This window comes from Actinomycetota bacterium (assembly GCA_019347575.1).
GTDB lineage: Bacteria > Actinomycetota > Nitriliruptoria > Nitriliruptorales > Nitriliruptoraceae > JAHWKY01.
Genome location: JAHWKY010000016.1, coordinates 83,988 through 102,667, shown reverse-complemented (window position 1 = coordinate 102,667; position 18,680 = coordinate 83,988). Strand labels below are relative to the sequence as shown.

The window sequence follows — 18,680 nt, the reverse complement described above, 5'->3', positions numbered from 1 at the left end:
TTCCGATCTTGCCGTTCGGGACCGGCATATGGACGCCCGGCGTCCAGAACAACGTCGTCAAGAAGAACGAGGTGCGCAACCACCAACGCTACGGCATCTTGATCACCCAGAGTTGGGCAGGCGAGTTCCTGCCGATCAACAACCGGGTCCGGCGGAACTTCATCCGCAACTCAGGCATCTACGACCTCGCCTGGGACGGCATCGGCGTGACCACCTGCTTCGCCGACCACGACCCCGACGCGTCCACCGCCCCGCCCCTGCTCGCCCAGCTCTACCCCTGCGATCGGCCCACGGTGGGGGTGCCGTATCCGCTGGTCAACGCCGCGCTGCTGTTGGCCGCCTACGCCTGAACGGAGCCACCATGCACGCACTCCCGACGCTTGCGCCGGCCTTGCGCCGCCGCGCCATCGCGGTCCTCGCGGTCGTCGCCGCGCTGACCGTGCCGATCTGGCCCGGCTCGACCGCATCGCTCACACCTGCGGACGCGGCCCAGGTCGCCCCCGAACCCACCACAACGGGGATCGGTCCGGCGGTGATGGCGGGGTTGACGGCGGCGGATCTGCCGGTGGGCTGTGTCGAGCCCAACCGCCACCTGTCGCTGTACGCGGTGGAGCTGCCGCGGGTCGAGGGCGAGATCCGGCTCGGTTACGGGGTCACGCCCGAGTCGGCGTCCTACCCGGGGCCGACCATCGAGATGATCGAGGGCGAGTGCCTGGCGATCACCGTCACCAACCAGGTGTCGGCCGCGACCCTGGCGGAGCTGCGTGACGACCCCGAGGTCGGCATGATCGATCCCGACCCCGCCAACCCGCTCCCCCTCGGGGTGTCCCTGCACGTGCACGGGGTCAAGTACACCACCAGCAGCGACGGGACGATGCACACCGGCTCGTGGGTCCCACCGGGCCAGTCCCGCACCTACGTGTGGTACGCCGAACCCCGCGCCATCGCCGCTGACGGGCGCGTGATCTCCCACGGCACCGCCGGCTACTGGTGGTACCACGACCACGTCGCCGGCACCGACCACGGCACCGGCGGGCTCGCGTCGGGACTGTTCGGGGCGCTGGTGGTGCGCCGCCCCGGCGATCCGCTGCCCGACCGCACCTTCGCGCTGGCGATGGGCAACAACGCCAGTCTCAACCTGCGCGCCTACCCCCACAGCGACACCTGCGACCCCGACAACCCGGTGCCCTCCGACACCTGCCTGGCCGCCTACCGCGGCGAGCGGGTCGAGTTCGTCATCTTCGGCATCGGCGACGACTTCCACACCTTCCACCTCCACGGCCACACCTGGGTCGACAACCGCAACGGCGTGCTGGTGCCCACCGACGAGCACACCCAGCTGCTCGACGTCATCCCGCTGGGGCCCTCGGCCAGCTTCGGGTTCCAGATCGTCGCCGGCGCCTCGGTCGGCAACGGCGACTGGATGATCCACTGCCACGTCCAACGCCACTCCGACCTGGGCATGTTCACCTTCCTGCACGTGGTCGAACCCGGCACCTTCCCCCTCCCACCCGCCGGCTCCATCGACACCCTCGAACAGGCCGCCGCTGCCGGAGCAGCGCTGCTCCAGACCGGCACCCGCTTCCGGGGCGCATCGCAGCTCCCCCCGGTCGAGTCTGGCCAGCCGAACCTCGGCTACTACTGCTCCCTGCCCCTATCGGCCTGGGACCGGGCCCGCAACTCCGCCTGATGCGTCAAGAACATCGCTCGTTCGTCGCCGCGGTCGCGGTGCTCGTCAGCGCCACGTTGCAACACGGCGCACTCGCCGTCGCCGATCTCGGCACCCAGGACGACGGTGATCTCGAGCGCCGCCTCGGCGGCGCCGACCATCTCGTCGTCATGGGCGCCGACGACCCGGGCTCGCCGTCGCCGCCTGACAAGGCGGACCGGTTCGAGTACCACGCGTTCTACCCCGAGACCCTCCGGATACACCGTGACGACGTCGTGCGCTTCGCCTCGATGGGCGACCACACCGTCACCTTCCACCCCGGCGGCGTGCGACAGGACTCGGTGTTCGTCGCTGACGAGCTTCCGGGGGACGTGCGCGCCGAGGGCTTCCTGCCGTCGCGGGACGACTGCGCGATGGGAAAGGGACGCGACCACCTCCCGGCCTGTGTGATCGACAGCACCGATCAGTACCTCAATACGGGGGTGGCGGTCGCCAACCCCGATTTCTCGGCACGCATCCGGTTCTCGTTTCCGCCGGGGAGCTACGCCTACTTCTGCTCCTTCCACCCGGAGATGAGCGGAGAGATCGAGGTCGTCGACGACGAGGTCGAGATCGCCACCCCGGCCGAGGTCGACGCGGCCCGACAGGCCCAGGTCGCGGCGGACACTGCCGCCGCCGAGGCGATCGTCGCCGAGTTCGAGGCCGCCCCGCCCCGCGTCGTGGACGGTCGCCGGGCGTGGGAGGTCCAGGTCGCGGCTCGCACGCCGGATAGGCGGGTCGAGATCCTCTCCTTCCTGCCGGTGAACCTGACCATCGAACCAGGGGACGAGGTCGAGTTCGTCGTTGACGGACTCGACTACCACACGGCGACGTTCATCCCCGACCATGCCGGTCCGATCGGAACCACCCCCGTGCTGTTCCTCACCTACTTCGAGTTCCGCTGCGACCCCGAAGATCGCGACGGCGGGGCGCCGGGCGTCGCCGTCGGCCTGCCGTACCTGCTGATGGATGAGCGATGCCCCGACGGTCAGCTGGTGGAGTTCGTCTACGGCCCCAGCGCCTACGAGGAGCCGCTGTCGACCCCGGGTGGGATCGTCGCCGGACCGGCGCCGACGCACGACTCCGGCCTCATCGCTGGGCCCAAGCTCGAGTGCAACGACTCGTGCGACCCGTGGACCGGTGAGCCACTGCCGTCGACGTTCGAGGCTTCGTTCCCCCAGGCGGGCTCGTTCGGTTACTGGTGCGGCATCCACCTCTCCCGCGGGATGTCGGCCAACATCACCGTGGACGGCTGATATCAAGGCCCGGTCCCGCGCGACACCTTGGCTCCGGTGCCTGCGTTACGTCACTTCAGGGAGCCGGGTGGCCCACCAAGATCCCACGAGGCGACTCTTCGGCGGGAGCGGCGCCGGCACCTCGACCGAGAACGATGGAGAGCCACGGAGGTCTGCTGACGACGGACGACCGACTGGCACGCGCCGTGCCCGACGCCGTCGTCAGCCCGACCTGACGGACCAAAGCTGCCGCTTGCGATCGTCGGCTCGTCAGACGTCGTGGAGCGTTATCGGCCATCCCGCCGCGTCCGCCAGGGTGCGTAGGTCGTCAGCGTCGCCGGTGACGACCGGTGTTCGCATCACGTGTGCGAGCACGACCACCGACGCATCGACGACATCGCTGGTCCCGGCCTGGCCGCACAACGTTCCCGCCGCCCGGGCCACCGTCTCGTCCATCGACGACACGGTGCAACCCGCCAGCAGGCGAGACAGGTTCGCCTGCGCTCCGCCGCGCCACACCTGCGCGAGCACCCCGGCCGGCACCAACGGAGAGACATCCCGGCGCAACGCCGCGTCGTGCAGCGCCCACAGCGACCGCACGTTGCGCTCAGCGGCCACGAGCGCCCCGGCGTCGTAGATGATCACGCGCTACGACGTCGGGACGTACCGAGCAACTCGTCGAGGAGCGCTTCCGCGGAAGCGCGCTCCTCCGGGGTCAGGACACCGTGCTCGTCCTGCCAGTCCTGGACTGCTTGACGGCCGCGTTCCAGGACCAGACGGGTGCGGGCCGCATCGTTGAGCCACGAACTCAGGCTCTGCCCGTGGGCTTCAGCAGCAGCACGGGCGGCCTCGACCACGTCGGGGTCGAGTGCGACGGAGATCTTCTTGACGGTCATGCCGCCAGCGTACCGGACACGGTACTACCACGGTACTACCGTTGATGACCTGCGAGGTGCTGGGGCACCGAGTGCGTGACCGTCAGCCGGGCGCCAGAACGCTCAGATCCGCGCCCCGGTGCGATCGCTGCCGGCGTCGGCGTAGCGCTGGTCGTCATAAGGTGCTGCGTGGCTCACGGGTACCGGAACTTGACAGTGGCTCACGGGAGGAGAGGTCGTGGAGAGGCCGGAAACGCGCTACGCGACGTCCGGCGACGTCCACATCGCGTACCAGGTCTGCGGCGACGGCGACACCGACGTGGTCATCATCGAGGGGTTCGTTTCCCACCTCGATGAGTTCTGGGCGTTCGCGCCGCACCGTGCGTGGGTCGAGCGCCTCGCGAGGTTCGCCCGGGTGATCCGTTTCGACAAGCGCGGTGTGGGACTGTCCGACCGCAGCGTGCAAGCGCCAACGCTCGAGCAACGGGTCGCCGACCTCCTGGCGGTGCTCGACGCCGCAGGCTCCTCGCGGGCGACGCTGTACGCCATCTCCGAGGGCGCCCCGACCGCGCTGTTGTGCGCCGCCACGCATCCCGACCGTGTCACGAGGCTGATCCTCCACGGCGGCATGGCTCGCTGCACCGAGGCACCGGACTACCCCTGGGCACCCCCGGCGGAGGCGCTGATCGAAGCGGCGACGGAGCTCATCGTGCCGTACTGGGACGAGCCGGTGACGATGGAGACGTTGGCGCCGACCCTCGCCCAGGAGGACGCAGAGCGGGCAGCCTGGAGCCGTCGGTCGCAGGCTGCCGCGAGCCCCCAGACCATCCGACAGCTCTACGCCATCGCCCTCGACATCGACGTGCGCGACGTCCTCCCGCTCGTGCATCAGCCGGTGCTGCTGACCCATCGCCGCGGAGACATGACCGTGACCGTCCACGCCAGCGAGTACCTCGCAGAGCACCTGCCCGATGCTCGGTTGGTCGTGCTGCCTGGACAGGACCACTTGCCGTACATCGGCGACACGGCTCAGCTCCTACAGGAGGTGGAGGCGTTCGTCACGGGACGCGTACCTGCCTTGGCTGCGGACCGTGTGCTCGCCACGGTCGCCTTCACCGACATCGTGAACTCGACCGAGCAGCTCCAGCAGCTGGGGGACCGGGCGTGGCGTGAGCTGCTCGACCGTCACCACGAGGTCGTCCGGCGCCACCTCGATGCACAGGGCGGTGTCGAGAGGAAGACCCTCGGTGACGGGTTCCTGGCGACGTTCCCCGGTCCGGCTGCGGCGGTGCGGTTCGGACGCGACGTCGTGGCGGCGCTGGAGCCCGTGGGCCTCGACGTGCGGATCGGTGTGCACACGGGTGAGGTCGAACACCAGGGTGACGACCTCGCCGGCATCGCGGTCCACCTGGCGGCTCGGGTCGTGGATGCCGCCGGATCCGGGGAGGTGCTCATTTCACGGACGGTTCGAGATCTGATCGCCGGCTCGGGCGTGGTGCTGGAGGATCGGGGCGAGCACGAACTCAAGGGGATCGACGAACCCTGGCGTCTTTACCGGGTGATCTGACCGCACTGGGGATGACCCAGCGGCGAGGCTCCGTCGAGCCTCGACTCAGATGGCGGCCCGACCGGTAGACGGTCGCTCGGTCACGGCGACCACGGCGTCGAGGAAGATCGGCAGCCACCGGCGGGTGTCGAGGACCAGGGAGGTGTGCCCGCCCGGGGCTTCCCACACGAGCGCATCGGGGACCGTGTCGGCCAGTGCTCGCTGGCGGACGGTGGGGATCGCCCGATCGCGGGCGGTCACCACGACGGCGGTCGGCACCGTCACGTCCCCCATCCACCGCGACGAGTCGTAGCGGCCGAGCTCGGCGAGGATCTCGGGCAGGGACCACAGGCTCGTGGTCAGCAGCTCCTGCCGGGCCCAGGACCGCAGGCCGCCATGGGGTGGCTCGGGCACCGGCGGTAGACCCCGGGCGAGGCCGTGGACCCGCTCGCGTGCCGTTGGGCGCAGCAGGTGGTTGGCCGCGCGGAGCAGTGCGAAGAAGGAGCGGTCGGCGATGTTGCCGGTCCACCGCATCGCGGTCGAGCACAGCACCATGGCCGACACCCGGTCCGAGTGACGGCGCCAGAACACCTGGGCCAACGCCCCGCCCAGCGAGTAGCCCACCGTCGTCACCTGCGGCAGCTCCAAAACGTCGAGCAGCGCGGCCGCGTCGTCGGCGCAGTCGTCGAGCCGGAAGCGCTCGCTGCGGATCCCGCGCCCGTGCCAGCGCTGGTCGAACGCGACGACCCGGTACCGCTCGGCGAGCGCCCCGATGGTCGTGAACCACGTCAGGTGGGTCGTGGTGCCGAGACCGTGGAACAGCAGCAGCGTCGGCGCGTCCTGGCTCGGGCCGGGGACGTCCACGACGAAGGTCTCGCCGCGGCCCGGCAGCTCCAGCACGCGACCCTGGGGTACCGCGATCCGCTCGGTCAGAGGAAGGTCGGCGGGGCGCAGTCGGCGCAGGACATCCATCGTGATCCGTGCGGCCGCCCCGATCGTCCGGCGCGTGTTGGGTCGCAGCGACGGAGGACTCACGCGGACGCCTCCGTGTAGGCGCCGCCATCGTCGTCATCGCCGCGGTCGAGCGTGTCGCCGGGATCGTCGTCGCGGTCGAGCTCGGCCAGTGCTGCGGGGAAGTACGACGCCAACACCTCGACGTCGGGCAGCAGATCGGGACACGCCAGCAGGGAGAAGTTCATCCGGTCGACGTACGACCACACGGTCACGTTCAGCCCGATCCCGTCGATGAGCGGGCCGACGCTGAACAGGTCCGACAGGCGGGCGCCGCCGATGCTGACCGGCTCGCGCGGGCCGGGGACGTTGGACACGATCGTGTTGAAGGGCGGAGGGTGCAGACGTGCCGCGCCCCAGCGTGAGTACAGCTGCATCAGCCAGGACAGCGGGGCCGGTGGGGTGAACTGGGTCCAGTCGGTGAGCATGGTCGGGCCGAGGCGCTGCTGGATCTGCTTGGCGTGGTGCGCGATCCGGCTGATCCGCGCGAGACGCTCGGTCGGGTCCTCGACGTCGGTTGCCAGCGTCGTGAAGAGGGTGGACACGCGGTTGCCGATGAGCCGTGGCAGATCGTCCTCTGCGGGCACGCCGACCGGCACGCCCGCGATCAGCGACCGCTCGGGACGTTCGCCGTGGGTGTCCAGCCACCTGCGCAGGGCCCCGGACACCACCCCGAGGACCACGTCGTTGAGCGTGACCTCGTCGTGCTGGGCCTTGATCCGCTTGCACTCGGCCAGCGGCAAGGAGACGGTCGCGAAGGCCCTGCGGGGCGTGAGCGGGCCGTTGATGGATGTCCGCGCAGCGTGCAGGACCGGCACCGGGACGTCGGTCTGCACGGAGCGTCGGTACCGGATCACCTCTGCGATGCCCCGCACGGTCCGCAGCAGCAGCGCCGGCAGGAGGGCGATCTGCACGATCGCGTCGCGGAGTGCGTCGAGCACGAGCTGGCGGTCGGAGGGGAGGTCGACCGCAGCGGTCCCGACCTCGTCCAGCTCGGGTGGAGGGACCGGCCCGTCGGCGGTGCGCACGTCGGTGACGTTGGCGAGCAGCGCGTTGGCGGCCATCCCGTCGGCCAGCGAGTGGTGCATCTTGGCGACGATGGCGACGTGGCCGTCCGCGAGGCCCTCGCACAGGTGCAGCTCCCACAGCGGCACCGAGCGGTCCAGCGGCGTGCTGGCGATCTCGCCGATCAGCACCTCGAGATCGCGGACCGACCCCGCCCCGGGCACCGTGTGCACGAAAAAGTGCCGGTCGGGGTCGATGCGGGGCTGGGTGACCCAGACCGGGTGGTTGAGTCGGAACGGCACCGGCACCACGCGACGCCGCATCGGTGGTAGCCGCTTCAGACGCCCGAGCATCCCGGTGATCAGCGTGTCGCGGTTCAGCTCCGGGGTCGGCTCCAGGATGGCGATCTTCAGGGTGTGCATGTGCATCGAGGGCGTCTCGAGGTAGAGGTAGCCGGCATCGACCCCCTCCATGCGCGTCACACCTGGTCGGCTCACGATGCCCCCCGGAGCTCGCGCGCCACGACCTTCCCCGCGGCGTTGCGTGGCAGCTCGTCGAGCAGCACGACGTCGCGCGGCACCTTGTAGCCCGCCAGCGTGGCCTTGACGTGGGCCCTCACGTCGTCGGGCGACAGCGCCGCGCCCGGCACCGCCACCACGTACGCCGCCAGCCGCTGCCCGAAGTCCTCGTCCTCCACGCCGATCACCACCACCTCGCGCACGGCGTCTAGGTCGGCGATGGCCTTCTCGACCTCGATCGGGTAGACGTTCTCGCCTCCCGAGACGATCATGTCGTCGTCCCGCCCCACGACGTACAGGCGACCCTCCGCGTCGAACCGCCCCACGTCGCCGGACTCCATGAACCCGTCGCGGGCGTCCTTGGCTCCACCGTGGGTGTAGCCCTCGAACGGTGACGCGCCGCGGACCACGATGCGGCCGACCTCGCCAACCGGAACGGGGTGCCAGCCATCGTCAACGACCTGGACGCGCGTGCCCGGGACCGGTCGCCCCGCCGTGTCCGGGGCGTGCCGGAGGTCGGCAGGGCTGGCCACGCTGATCTGACCCGCCTCGGTCGCGTTGTAGCTGTTGTACACGACGTCGCCGAAGCGGTCCATGAAGGCGGTGACGGCGGCGGGGCGCATGCGTGACCCGCTGGCGGACACGAACCGCAACGTGGACAGCGAGTAGCGGCCCATCACCTCCTCGGGGAGCTCGACGATCCGCTCGAGCATCACCGGGACCAGCGACAGCCCGGTGGCGCGGTGGTCGTCGACGAGGCCCAGCGTCGCTTCGGGGTCGAACCGACGACGCATCACGACCGTGCAGGTCATGATCGCGGCGATCACCAGCTGCCCGAAGCCCCACGCGTGGAACATCGGCGCCGCCACGACCACGGTCTCCTCGGCCCGCCACGGGATGCGCTCGAGCATCCCGGCCAGCTCGTCGGGTCCGCCGCCGCTGCGCCGCGCGCCCTTCGGCGTGCCGGTCGTTCCCGACGTCAGGAGCACGACCCGCCCGGTGCGGTCCACCGCCGGTGGCGAGGCTCCGCGGTGGGAGTCGATCAACCGCTCGACCGTGGGGCCCTCCGCGGCGCCGTCGGTCCAGGCGAGCACCTCGACGAGGCCGGACACGCGCCCGCGCGTCTCGGCCAGGACCGACGAGAACTCCTCGTCGTACACGATCAACGAACCCTGCTCGCGCTCCATCACGTCGGCCAGCTGGGGGCCGGAGAAGCCGGTGTTCAGCAACAGTGCATCGGCGCCCAGCCGGGCGCTGGCGATGAGGGCCTCGACGATCCCGCGGTGGTTGCGGCACAGGATCGCGATCGATGTCACCTGCCCGTCGGCCGCCGCGGCGAGCCCGACGGCGAGGGCGTCCGCGCGTTGCTCCAGCTGCGCCCAGGTCAGCGACCCGCGCTCGTCGACCAGCGCCGTGCCGTCGGGGCGCCGGACCGCTGACAGCGCGAAGCCGGTCGTCGGGTGCGTGCCGTGCTCGCGGAAGGCCCGTGCGAACCCGAGCCAGACGGCGGGACGCAGCAGAGGGATGAACCCGCTGCGCACGAACACGGCGCCGATCCACAGCTGCTGGCGCACAAGCGCGACGAGGCGGCGGAGTCGGTCGAGCACGGTCAGCCGAGGACCGGGAATCGACGCTGTCGCGCGAGCTCGTCTAGCACTGCCTGCATCCGTCCACGCACCTCGGCGTCGATCTCGTCGACGTCCGGATCGTCGCCGAACTCCGCCACGATGTCGATGGGTTCGAGCACCTGGCTGACGATCTTGGTCGGCAGCGGCAGGTTCGGCGGGAACGCTGCGGTCAGCCCGAACGGGAAACCGAACGAGATCGGGAAGTACGGCATGCGGAACAGCTTGTCGAACTGCAGAGCTCGGCCGATCGCCTCGCCCCGGGTGAGGTGGAGCTGGTCCTCCTGGCCGCCGATGCTGACCAGGGGGACGATCGGCACGCCGGCCTCGAGAGCGGTACGGACGTAGCCGGTGCGTCCGTTGAAGTCGATGACGTTCGCCTTCGTACTCGGTCGGAACACGTCGTACTCACCGCCGGGGAACACGATCGTGACAGCGCCGGCCTCGAGCACCGCGGCGGCGTTCTCTCGCGTCGCCGGGATGAAGCCGCACCGGCGCATCACCGGTCCGGCCGCGCCGGTGAACAGAAGATCGTGCGCGAGGCAGTACAGCGGCCGCTCCGTCCCGAACGTGGCGATGAACGCGGATGCGAAGATGGGGACGTCCATCGCGAGCAGCCCGCCGGAGTGGTTGGAGACCACCAGCGCCCCGCCGGGCGGGATCTGTTCCATGTCGCGAACCTCGTAGCGGAACCACGTCCGCATCGCGAGCCGCACGAGCGGCATCACCTTGGCGACGTAGGCGGGGTCGCGCTCGGCGAGCAGCTGCTGGGCCTCGTCGGTCACGCGGCGGTCCTCTGGAGCCGCGCGGGGAGGAAGGCGTGACCGAGGCAGGTCCGCCAGTCGAACGCCCGCCAGTCGTCGGGGTCCTGCCGGAGCCGATCGACCACGGCCGCCAGCACGAGCGGGTTGGCGACCATCCCGACGTGGCTGGAGGTGACCTCGACGTTCTCGGCGATGGCGGGTTGGTCGGTCTCGTCGACCTGGCAGCCCCGCCACGGGACGATGCCGTCGCTGCGCGACCACACCGCGGTGCACGGGACGGGCACCGGTTGACGTGCCTGCTCGACGATGTCGCGGGCGCGATCGGAGAGTCCGTGACGGCGACGGGAGCGTTCGAACATGGCGGTCGCGCGGGTGCGCTCGCCCTCGGAGCGCCACGGGGAGGCCAGGCAGATGATCTGGCGCGTGTCGTCGGGGTACTCGTGGGCCAGCCAGCGAGCGAGCATGCCGCCGAAGCTCCACCCCACGATGCTGAGCGGTTGCTCGTAGCGGTCGCGCAGCTCGGTGAAGCGGCGTGTCAACCCGTCGATGAGCGGGTCGGTGAGGCCGATGTTGCGGCCCTGGCCCCAGCCGTGGGTGCGGAAGCCGCGTCGGTGCAGGTGATCGCGCAACCGTCCGCTCGCGGCGTCGGGGGCCGCGAAGCCCGGCAGCACCAGGACGGGCCTTCCCTCGCCTTCGTCGGAGGGCGAGCTGATCAGGTCCCACGTGCGCGATGCGACGTACTCGCCGATGCTCCTCGGGAGCTCGAGGAACGTCAGCAGGCGCGAGGGGCCGCCGTGCTGCTCCGCTCCGTCCGCGTGCTCGCCTTCGAAGTCGTACACATCACGCCGCTCTGTGAGAACACGTTCTAGTTCTGGCAGTATCACCGCGGTCGGTGATGTCGAGCAAGCGCCCGCGGCGATCATCGACGAGCACGATCGACCCCGCTACCCACGTGGCCTGCGACGTGGCATCACGACAAGCCGTGCTCAGGGTCGGGGTGCCGCGACCTCGCGGGTCCAGCGCGGGACGAGGGTCGCCCCGACGAGACTGTCGACGAACGAGCGGTGCACGCCGGTGTCGTCCAGCGCCGACCACGCGCGTGTCAGCTCGTCTCCCGGCTGCCCGTCCTGGTCGCCACCCGCCGCGAGCTCCCACAGTTGCTCGTCGGGCACGGTCCACACGGCCTGCGCCTCGGGCATCGCGAGGGCGGTGGCCTCGCCTGGGTCGAACACCGTGGGCGCGTCGATCCGCAGCAGCTCGGTGGTCGCGTTGCCGTCGAGGTCGGCGCCGAGAGATCCCGCCAACGCGAAGCCGTCCTCGTCGATCACGTACAGGTCCTCGCCGGTCCTGGCTGACTGGACCAACCCGACCGAGCGGTCCCCGCCCGGAGCTCCGACGGTCCCGGTTGCGAACGAGGGATCGACCACGGCATCGCCATCGTGGTCTCCGTAGGCCGGGAACGTGAACCACAGGTAGTTGTGGTAGGGGAGGGTGAACCGGCGACTGGTGTCGTCGAGCTGCTCGCCGGTCGAGCCATCGAGCCGGTAGAGCACGAAGCTGACCTCCAGCCGCCCCTCCTCGGGGCAGACGAGTCCAAGCGGGTCGACGCAGCCACTGTGGAACCTGTAGTGCATCGCCGTCAGCAGCAGATCGTTCCCGGCCGTCCCGCCCATCTCCGCGACGGTGTGCAGCCCCGCGAAAGGTCCTTCGGTCTGCCACGTGACGGTCCCCGTACGGCCGGATATCGCCGACCACAGGCTGCGGTAGCCGTCGTCGAAGGTCAGGTCGTCGAGCAAGACGTCGTCGTAGCCATCGCCGTCGACATCGTGCCGGAGCGGCACCGCGATCGGGTAGGAGACGTCCTGGGGTTGCATCGTCCATGCGGAGGTGGCGAGATCCGAGCCGTCGTAGAGCTCGAGCTCGTAGGTGACCGCGACCTCCTCCTCGTCGGCGCAGTACTCCACGAAGGGACCGACGATGCACGACCAGATGTCGTCCTCGGCCGTCGTGCGCTCCCACAGCAGGTCGAGGGTGTCGTCGCCGACGGCGTTGCCTGCCGTTCGCAGCGTCGCGATCGACGGGCCCTCGTTCACCAGTGTCGACAGCACGGTGGCGTCGGCACCGCGCAGCACCGCCGCGTCCGTTCGGCTCCGCAGCTGGAACTCGCCGTCACGTGCTCCGACAGGCTCATCGTCGCGGGTGTCGCGGTAGTGGACGGTGAGGTCGATCTCGTTGACCAGCACATCGGGTCCGCCGTCGCCGTCGTGGTCGTCGCCGGGGAGGGGCAGCGTCGCGAGGTCGGTGATCTCGACGTCCCACTGCTCGGTGGAGCCGAAGGTCGTGTCCTGGTAGTGGTAGCGCTCGAAGTACGACCCCGGGTAGTGGCGGTGCCACAGCAGCGAGCCGTCACGGCCGTTGCGGGCCACCAGATCCCAGGTGAACGTGGCCTGGGCCTCGAAGGTGCAGCCGGACGCGTCGCACTCGTCGGTGTAGTCGTAGGAGTCGATCCGGAAGACCAGGTCGTACAGATCACCGATCCGGTCCCCGTCCAGGTCGCCGACCGGCCAGACGAACTCGTCGACGACCGTCTCGTCGCGGTGCAGACGCCACAGCTCCGCACCGTCGGTGCCGCGCAGGGCGCGGACCTCCGCAGCCTCGGTCTGGGGGTCGAAGGCGACGACGAGGACATCCTCGAGGTCGTCACCGTCGAGATCACCGCCTCGGTACGCGCGGGCGAGCACCCCTGAGGGTTCCGCTTCCTCCTCCGTGTCGGCCGTGTCCGACGGGGTGGGCTCCGCGCGCACGTCGAGCAGCGCGACGCCCCAGGCGTCCTCGAGCAGGACACGTACCGCATCGGGGTAGGTGACCGGATCGCGTGGATCGGCGACCTGGGTGAGCACCTGCTCGAGTCGAGGCGAGGGGGTCGCCACGGTCGGCCGTTGCTCGTCGAGCTGCACGACGTCGACCGGGAGCACGCGCCCCGGTACCAGCTGGCTCGTCACAGGTGCGGACCAAGACGGTGGCGGTTCATCGGGCACGGGTGCGTCGGCGCCAACGGTCGCGAGGCTGATCACCATCAGGCCGATCGGAACCGTCAGCTTGGTTCGCGCCATGCCATCCCCCCGCTACGGCCTGCCCTCTTGGCGACCCGTCTTCGTACGATGTTCGACACTCGCGGACACTACTCCTGCTCGGCCCCTATGGTCTCGGAGGCCACACGAGAACTCGTCAGGTCTTCCGGCGACGCGAGGCAGAACGTGAGAGCCCGAGCCTTCATCCTCGGCATCCTCGCAACGGTGTTCGCCGGATGTTCGTCCACGACGACCGACATCGCTGCGGACGACGCGGGGCGTCTGCCCGGTAGCGACCACGTCCACGCGCTCCGGGCCACGGACGACGGCGCGCTTCTGCTGGGGCTGCACGGGGCGTTGTGGCGGAGCTCCGACGGCAAGAGCTGGGAGCAGCTGGGTCTGGAGGGGCAGGATGCGATGGCGCTCGGGGTCGCGGTCGAGGGCGAGCCCTTGCTCGTCGGGGGACACGATGTACTCGCGCGGTCCGACGATGGCGGTCGGGCGTTCGAGATGCTGTCGCCGGCGGATCTGCCATCGCTCGACATCCACGCACTGGCCCAGGCGCCGAGCGATCCGAAGATCGTCTACGCCTACGTAGTGGGTCATGGCATCTACCGCAGCACCGATGCCGGTGACACGTGGATGGCCGCCGCCCCGGTGGGGGAGCAGCTCCCACCTGATCTGGCGGCGATGGCGGTCGACCCAAGCTCGCCGGAGACCGTGCTCGTGGGGAGCGGATCGCAGGGCGTCCTCCGCTCGACCGATGGCGGGTCGAGCTTCGCTCAGACCGGTGACTGGGGCACGCTCGGTCTGGCCTTCGCGGACGAGGGAACCGTCCTGGCAGCGACCTACCGCGGTGTGGATGTCTCCGACGATGGGGGCATCACGTGGCAGAACGCGGCCCCCGTCGAGGAGCTGGAGGGTCAGCCGTTCGCTGTGGCGATCGGACCTGATGGCACCTGGTGGGTGCTGACCGAGGAGCCTCGGGTGCTCTACCGCAGCTCTGGGTCGGACGGGGCGCTGGAGGAGGTGGCCCGTGCCTGACCGATCGCTCCGCGGGGCGGTCCTGACGGTCGCCATCGTGGCCGTGTTGGCTGCGTCAGCTGCTGGTGGCGCCGGCTTCTCAGCTGACGCCGAGAGCGGACGGGAGGTCTTCAGCGCCCATTGCGCCATGTGCCACGGCAGCGACGCCAGCGGCATGATGGGCATGCACCCCTCGCTCCGTGGGGCAGTCGATCGGCTGACTCGCGAAGGGGTCGAGGTCACCATCCGCAACGGCCGAGATACCACACCTCCCATGCCAGCGTTCGACGGACGGCTGACTGACCCTGAGGTGGAGCAGGTCATCGCTTACCTCGACGGGCTCCCCCCAGGCCCGCGCAACTTCGGCCCCGATTCGCAAGGCGGGATGATGGACGGGATGATGGGCGGATGGATGTGGCTCGTCCCGGTTCTGATCGTGGTCGTGGCCCTCGTGGCGGTGCTCGCGCTGACGCGAGGCTGGAGTTCGCGTCGGGGAGGGGACTCCACTCCGTCCCCACGGGAAGTGCTCGATCGCCGCTACGCCGAAGGGCAGCTGACGCGCGACGAGTACCTCCAGCAGCGCAACGACATCGAGTCCTAACCCGACGACCCGGATGGGCGCTGGCGTCGACGGCCGTAGCGGGTCAGCCCGCGCGGCTTGTAGATGTTGAGGACCTGCACCACGAGGAGCAGGATCAGGCCGAGGGTGGGGTGGACGAGGTCGCCGCCGAGGGTCGCGAGTTCGGGGGCGGAGGCGGTGCGTGCGAACTCGACCGTCGTGGTGACGTCGGGCATGTGCAACAGCAGCACGACCAGCGCGACGCTGGTGATGGCCAGCGAGATGATCACCCAGTAGTGGCGGAACAGCCCCCAGCGGGTGCCGAGGGCCATCGCCACTCCCGTGACCCATGAAGCCCCGGCGAGGGGCACGATCGCGATCCAACCGATGACCTCCATCGCGATCCAGGCACTGAGGATGATCTTCGCGTCGGTCGCGTTGATCGCGGTGGTGCCGAGCACGATGTAGGCGATGATGCCGCCGATCCACCCGATCGATGCCGTCAGGTGCACCGCGAGCAGCGTCTTGCGCACGCCCGGGGACAGGGTCATCCGTGATCGAACGGGGGTGTGTGGCCGGCCGGCGTCTCGATCTCGGCCTCGCCTCCGGGTAGGTGGCGGCCGGGACCGTGGTCACCGCCTGCCAGCGCCAGCAGGACGACGACGAGGACCACGGCGATGAGGCTCGCAGCGAGGAAGACCTTGACCCACGTGGGCATCCGATGGTCGTCCTGGTCCTGGGCGCGGTCGTCGGGGGGCTGCGAGTCGAGGTCCTCGGGCTGACCCACGCTGGTCCCTCCACGCCTCGGGCTGAAGAGTTTTGCGATACAGAGTGTCTCTGTCAAGACGGGTCGTCGGCGCGGACGTCAGCACGTACTCTCAGGGCGTGCCGAAGCTGTGGAGCGAGACGATCGAGGCGCACCGTCGCGAGGTGCGCGACGCGATCATGGACGCCGCTGCGCGCCTGGCCGGCGAGCAAGGTCCGCTGAACGTCACGATGACGCAGATCGCCCAGGCAACCGGGATCGGTCGGGCCACCCTCTACAAGTACTTCGACAGCGTCGAAGCGGTACTCCAGGCCTGGCACCAGCGGCAGATCAACGACCACCTCGACCGCCTGAGCGACGTCGCGGATCGTGACGCACCGCCGCTCGAGCTGCTCGGATCGGTCCTGCTCACCTACGCGGATCTCCAACGCCAGCGCACAGATCCCGACGGCGCCCCGCACGTCGGCGACCTGGCCACCTTCCTCCACGGCGACCACCAGCTCGCCGCCGCCGAGCATCGGCTGCGGGCCCTCGTCCACGGCCTGGTGGCCGCTGCAGCGGACGCGGGGCAGATCCGCTCCGACGTCTCGGCAGCCGAGCTGACGACCTACTGCCTGCACGCGATCGGCGCAGCCGGCGCCCTGCCGTCGAACGCCGCCGTCAGACGGCTGGTCGAGGTCACCCTCACCGGACTCCGCCCCTCCCCATGATCGGGGTTCCTACGGCCGGCGGGTCGGGCCGGATGTCCTCCGAGCACGACGACCCGTGTTCCCTCGAGCGATATCTGCGAGCATGGGCTCAACCGAAGGGAGCAACGTCATGACGCAGCCGCTCACGGGATCGTTCGTCGCGCTGATCACGCCCATGAACGGCGACGGCAGCATCGACCACGAGGGGTTCCGCCACCTCATCGAGTTCCAGCGCGAGCACGGCACGAGCGCGCTGCTCATCATGGGATCCTCCGGCGAGGTGTCGATGCTCACACGGCAGGAGCGCCACCAGATCGTCGAGGAGACCGTCACGCACCGCGACGGGGTCGTCCCGCAGTGGTACGGCTGCACGGGCGCAACCACGGAGGCGACGATCGACTACTGCCGCCATGCAGCAGCGGCCGGGGCCGACGGTGCCGTCGTCGCCGCCCCGCCGTACGTCAGCCTCGGGCGCGACGACGGCTTGGCCTACTTCCTCGACGTCGCTGAGGCGTCGCCGATCCCCATCGGGATCTACAACAACCCGCCGCGGGTGAAGACGGATCTGCACGCCAACGAGGTGTTGCAACTGGCGAACCACCCCAACGTGGTGATCCTCAAGGAGTCCACAGCCCGCGTCATCCAGGTGGCGCAGGTCCTGGCCGCCGCCCCTGGCATCAGCGTGATGTGTTGCTGCTCCCCTGACCTCGGCCTCATCCCACCGACGATGGCGCTCGGCGGCCACGGCACCGCCAACGTGACGGGAAACCTCATCCCCGCGGAGCTCGCCACGATCTCCTCACCGTTCGCCTCCGACCCCGAGCAGCCCGAGCGTTTCCGCCGCACCTACCTCGAGATGCTGCCGGTCTTCCGCTACGCGTACTCGGCGGTGAACCCCGTCGCCGTGAAGTCGCTGATGGCGGCCATCGGGATGCCAGCCGGACCGCTGCGCAAGCCGCTGCGGGCGCTGGAAGGCGAGGCGCTCGAGACCGGCCTGCGGCTGCTACGTGACCTCGGCCTGGCTGACCGGTACGGCTACCAGGTAGCGCAGCTCGCCGCCGTCTGAGCTAGCCCAGCCCTGCGAGTTCGAACAGGTCGGTGTCGAGGTCCGCGAGCGCGTCGGGGTCGGGTGATGCGCCCGCGGCGATGAGTTCCTTCGCCGCGAGGATGTCGCCGCCCGCATCGAGCGCGAACACGGCCCGCAGCACGCCTTGGTCGAGGTACCACGCCGAGAACTCGTTGTCCTCCGGCCATCCGCGGATCACGATGCGGTCCCAGCTCGTCGCGTGCCCCACGTACTGGAGGTTGAAGTCGTACTGGTCCGACCAGAACCAATGCGGCTCGGTGTAGGGCGCGCCGCGTCCGAGGATGCTCCGAGCCGCGGCGGCACCCTGCTTGTTGGCGTTGTCGAAGTGCTCCACACGCACCCTGGACCCGTAGAGGGGGTGCCAGTGCCGCGCGACGTCGCCGGCGGCCAGGACCTGTGGCGTGCTGCTGCGGCACAGCTCGTCCACGATCACACCGCCATCGACCTCGAGGCCCGCGTCGAGGGCGAGATCGTCGTTGGGGATCATCCCGACCCCGACGACGACCACGTCGCCGTCGACCGTGGTGCCGTCACTGATCGTCACACGCGCCCCGCTGTCGTGATCCTCGACGTTGTCGACGGCCACGCCCGTCCGCAGGTCGATGCCCTGGTCGCGGTGCATCGCGCCGAGGTGGGCGCCCACCTCGTCGCCGAGGACGCGTCCGAGTGGCACCTGCACCGCCTCCAGGACGGTCACGTCTGCCCCGGATCCGTGAGCGGAGGCGGCGACCTCCGACCCGATGAACCCGGCCCCGACCACGACCACGCGCGCCCCCGGGACGAGGTACGGACGGAGGCGGTCGGCATCGTCGCGCGTCCGCAGCTCCAGGACGTGATCGCCTGGCTCCAGACCGGGAAGCCGCCGTGGTCGGCCGCCGGTGGTGAGGAGCACCGTGTCGGCCTCGAGCAACGTGCCGTCCATCAACTCGACCGCGGCGTCTGTCGCCACGAGCCGACGCACCGACGTCCCGAGGCGCAGCTCCACGCTGTTGTCGACGTACCAACCCTCAGACAGGATCAAGGTGTCGTCGACGTCGTCCTCACCACGCAGGTACTCCTTCGACAGCGGTGGACGCTCGTAGGGCAGGTGCGGTTCGGCACCGACCAGGGTGACCACCCCGTCGAAGCCCTCGTCGCGCAAGGTCCGAGCCGCAGCCGTTCCCGCCTGGCTGGCGCCCACGATCACCACCCTCATCGC

The 18,680-nt window shown here is 70.1% G+C and carries 19 protein-coding genes; 8 read left to right on the top strand and 11 right to left on the bottom strand.

The window, feature by feature from the left end; translation table 11 throughout:
* The 3 genes from KY469_12630 to KY469_12620 form a co-directional block, all read left to right on the top strand.
* Nucleotides 1–350, top strand: a 350-nt coding sequence (locus KY469_12630; GenBank protein MBW3663939.1) for a hypothetical protein, incomplete at its 5' end; no start/stop codon positions are given.
* Nucleotides 351–361: 11 nt separating this feature from the next.
* Entirely contained in the window at nt 362–1,690 is a 1,329-nt protein-coding gene (locus KY469_12625; GenBank protein ID MBW3663938.1) for a multicopper oxidase domain-containing protein, read from the top strand.
* A complete protein-coding gene (locus KY469_12620; GenBank protein ID MBW3663937.1) occupies nt 1,690–2,964 on the top strand; it encodes a hypothetical protein in 1,275 nt (424 codons plus the stop codon). Before KY469_12625 ends, KY469_12620 begins: the two co-directional genes overlap by 1 nt.
* 249 nt (nt 2,965–3,213) lie before the next feature.
* Here the strand turns inward: KY469_12620 and KY469_12615 are convergent, their stop codons facing one another.
* Together KY469_12615 and KY469_12610 are read right to left on the bottom strand one after the other, a co-directional pair.
* Nucleotides 3,214–3,588 (bottom strand): twitching motility protein PilT, encoded by a 375-nt coding sequence (locus KY469_12615; GenBank protein ID MBW3663936.1) that lies wholly within the window; start codon nt 3,586–3,588, stop codon nt 3,214–3,216.
* A complete protein-coding gene (locus KY469_12610; GenBank protein ID MBW3663935.1) occupies nt 3,585–3,839 on the bottom strand; it encodes a hypothetical protein in 255 nt (84 codons plus the stop codon). The genes KY469_12615 and KY469_12610 overlap by 4 nt, the downstream gene beginning before the upstream one ends.
* Before the next feature lie 217 nt (nt 3,840–4,056).
* Between KY469_12610 and KY469_12605 the strand changes: the two genes are divergently transcribed.
* Nucleotides 4,057–5,385 carry an adenylate/guanylate cyclase domain-containing protein gene (locus tag KY469_12605; GenBank protein ID MBW3663934.1) on the top strand — a complete coding sequence of 443 codons (1,329 nt, stop codon included), beginning with the start codon at nt 4,057–4,059 and terminating at the stop codon, nt 5,383–5,385.
* Nucleotides 5,386–5,430: 45 nt separating this feature from the next.
* Here the strand turns inward: KY469_12605 and KY469_12600 are convergent, their stop codons facing one another.
* The 6 genes from KY469_12600 to KY469_12575 form a co-directional block, all read right to left on the bottom strand.
* Complete coding sequence (locus KY469_12600) at nt 5,431–6,399, bottom strand: alpha/beta hydrolase (GenBank protein MBW3663933.1); 969 nt, start codon at nt 6,397–6,399, stop codon at nt 5,431–5,433.
* Nucleotides 6,396–7,853 carry a wax ester/triacylglycerol synthase family O-acyltransferase gene (locus KY469_12595; GenBank protein ID MBW3663932.1) on the bottom strand — a complete coding sequence of 486 codons (1,458 nt, stop codon included), beginning with the start codon at nt 7,851–7,853 and terminating at the stop codon, nt 6,396–6,398. Before KY469_12595 ends, KY469_12600 begins: the two co-directional genes overlap by 4 nt.
* Nucleotides 7,854–7,873: 20 nt before the next feature.
* Nucleotides 7,874–9,472, bottom strand: a complete 1,599-nt coding sequence (locus KY469_12590) for an AMP-binding protein (GenBank protein MBW3663931.1) — start codon at nt 9,470–9,472, stop codon at nt 7,874–7,876.
* 35 nt (nt 9,473–9,507) lie between these two features.
* Nucleotides 9,508–10,248 carry an acyltransferase family protein gene (locus KY469_12585; GenBank protein ID MBW3663930.1) on the bottom strand — a complete coding sequence of 247 codons (741 nt, stop codon included), beginning with the start codon at nt 10,246–10,248 and terminating at the stop codon, nt 9,508–9,510.
* A 56-nt stretch (nt 10,249–10,304) separates the two neighbouring features.
* The gene (locus KY469_12580; protein MBW3663929.1) at nt 10,305–11,126 is read right to left on the bottom strand and encodes an alpha/beta hydrolase; all 822 of its coding nucleotides are present in this window, start codon (nt 11,124–11,126) and stop codon (nt 10,305–10,307) included.
* Between the two features lie 147 nt (nt 11,127–11,273).
* Nucleotides 11,274–13,400, bottom strand: coding sequence for a hypothetical protein (locus KY469_12575; GenBank protein MBW3663928.1), 2,127 nt, complete (start codon nt 13,398–13,400; stop codon nt 11,274–11,276).
* A 144-nt stretch (nt 13,401–13,544) separates the two neighbouring features.
* On the opposite strand from KY469_12575, the gene KY469_12570 reads away from it, so the two are divergent.
* Nucleotides 13,545–14,402, top strand: a complete 858-nt coding sequence (locus KY469_12570) for a hypothetical protein (protein ID MBW3663927.1) — start codon at nt 13,545–13,547, stop codon at nt 14,400–14,402.
* Nucleotides 14,395–14,982, top strand: a complete 588-nt coding sequence (locus KY469_12565) for a c-type cytochrome (GenBank protein MBW3663926.1) — start codon at nt 14,395–14,397, stop codon at nt 14,980–14,982. The genes KY469_12570 and KY469_12565 overlap by 8 nt, the downstream gene beginning before the upstream one ends.
* Here the strand turns inward: KY469_12565 and KY469_12560 are convergent.
* Entirely contained in the window at nt 14,979–15,491 is a 513-nt protein-coding gene (locus KY469_12560) for a DUF2269 domain-containing protein (protein MBW3663925.1), read from the bottom strand. The two genes, KY469_12565 and KY469_12560, sit on opposite strands and share 4 nt — an antisense overlap.
* Complete coding sequence (locus tag KY469_12555; protein MBW3663924.1) at nt 15,488–15,727, bottom strand: hypothetical protein; 240 nt, start codon at nt 15,725–15,727, stop codon at nt 15,488–15,490. Before KY469_12555 ends, KY469_12560 begins: the two co-directional genes overlap by 4 nt.
* A 98-nt stretch (nt 15,728–15,825) precedes the next feature.
* Between KY469_12555 and KY469_12550 the strand changes: the two genes are divergently transcribed.
* Entirely contained in the window at nt 15,826–16,416 is a 591-nt protein-coding gene (locus tag KY469_12550) for a TetR/AcrR family transcriptional regulator (protein MBW3663923.1), read from the top strand.
* Nucleotides 16,417–16,498: 82 nt separating this feature from the next.
* Nucleotides 16,499–17,461 (top strand): dihydrodipicolinate synthase family protein, encoded by a 963-nt coding sequence (locus KY469_12545; protein ID MBW3663922.1) that lies wholly within the window; start codon nt 16,499–16,501, stop codon nt 17,459–17,461.
* A gap of 1 nt (nt 17,462) precedes the next feature.
* Here the strand turns inward: KY469_12545 and KY469_12540 are convergent, their stop codons facing one another.
* Nucleotides 17,463–18,677, bottom strand: coding sequence for an FAD-dependent oxidoreductase (locus tag KY469_12540; GenBank protein MBW3663921.1), 1,215 nt, complete (start codon nt 18,675–18,677; stop codon nt 17,463–17,465).
* Between the last annotated feature and the right edge of the window lie 3 nt (nt 18,678–18,680).

What these genes read in the sequence shown, in the direction of transcription:
- KY469_12625 (MBW3663938.1), top strand. Translation starts at nt 362, where the DNA reads ATGCACGCACTCCCGACGCTTGCGCCGGCCTTGCGCCGCCGCGCCATC.
- KY469_12620 (MBW3663937.1), top strand. Translation starts at nt 1,690, where the DNA reads ATGCGTCAAGAACATCGCTCGTTCGTCGCCGCGGTCGCGGTGCTCGTC.
- KY469_12610 (MBW3663935.1), bottom strand. Translation starts at nt 3,839, where the DNA reads ATGACCGTCAAGAAGATCTCCGTCGCACTCGACCCCGACGTGGTCGAG.
- KY469_12595 (MBW3663932.1), bottom strand. Translation starts at nt 7,853, where the DNA reads ATGGAGGGGGTCGATGCCGGCTACCTCTACCTCGAGACGCCCTCGATG.
- KY469_12585 (MBW3663930.1), bottom strand. Translation starts at nt 10,248, where the DNA reads ATGCCGCTCGTGCGGCTCGCGATGCGGACGTGGTTCCGCTACGAGGTT.
- KY469_12575 (MBW3663928.1), bottom strand. Translation starts at nt 13,400, where the DNA reads ATGGCGCGAACCAAGCTGACGGTTCCGATCGGCCTGATGGTGATCAGC.
- KY469_12560 (MBW3663925.1), bottom strand. Translation starts at nt 15,491, where the DNA reads ATGACCCTGTCCCCGGGCGTGCGCAAGACGCTGCTCGCGGTGCACCTG.
- KY469_12545 (MBW3663922.1), top strand. Translation starts at nt 16,499, where the DNA reads ATGGGCTCAACCGAAGGGAGCAACGTCATGACGCAGCCGCTCACGGGA.
- KY469_12540 (MBW3663921.1), bottom strand. Translation starts at nt 18,677, where the DNA reads ATGAGGGTGGTGATCGTGGGCGCCAGCCAGGCGGGAACGGCTGCGGCT.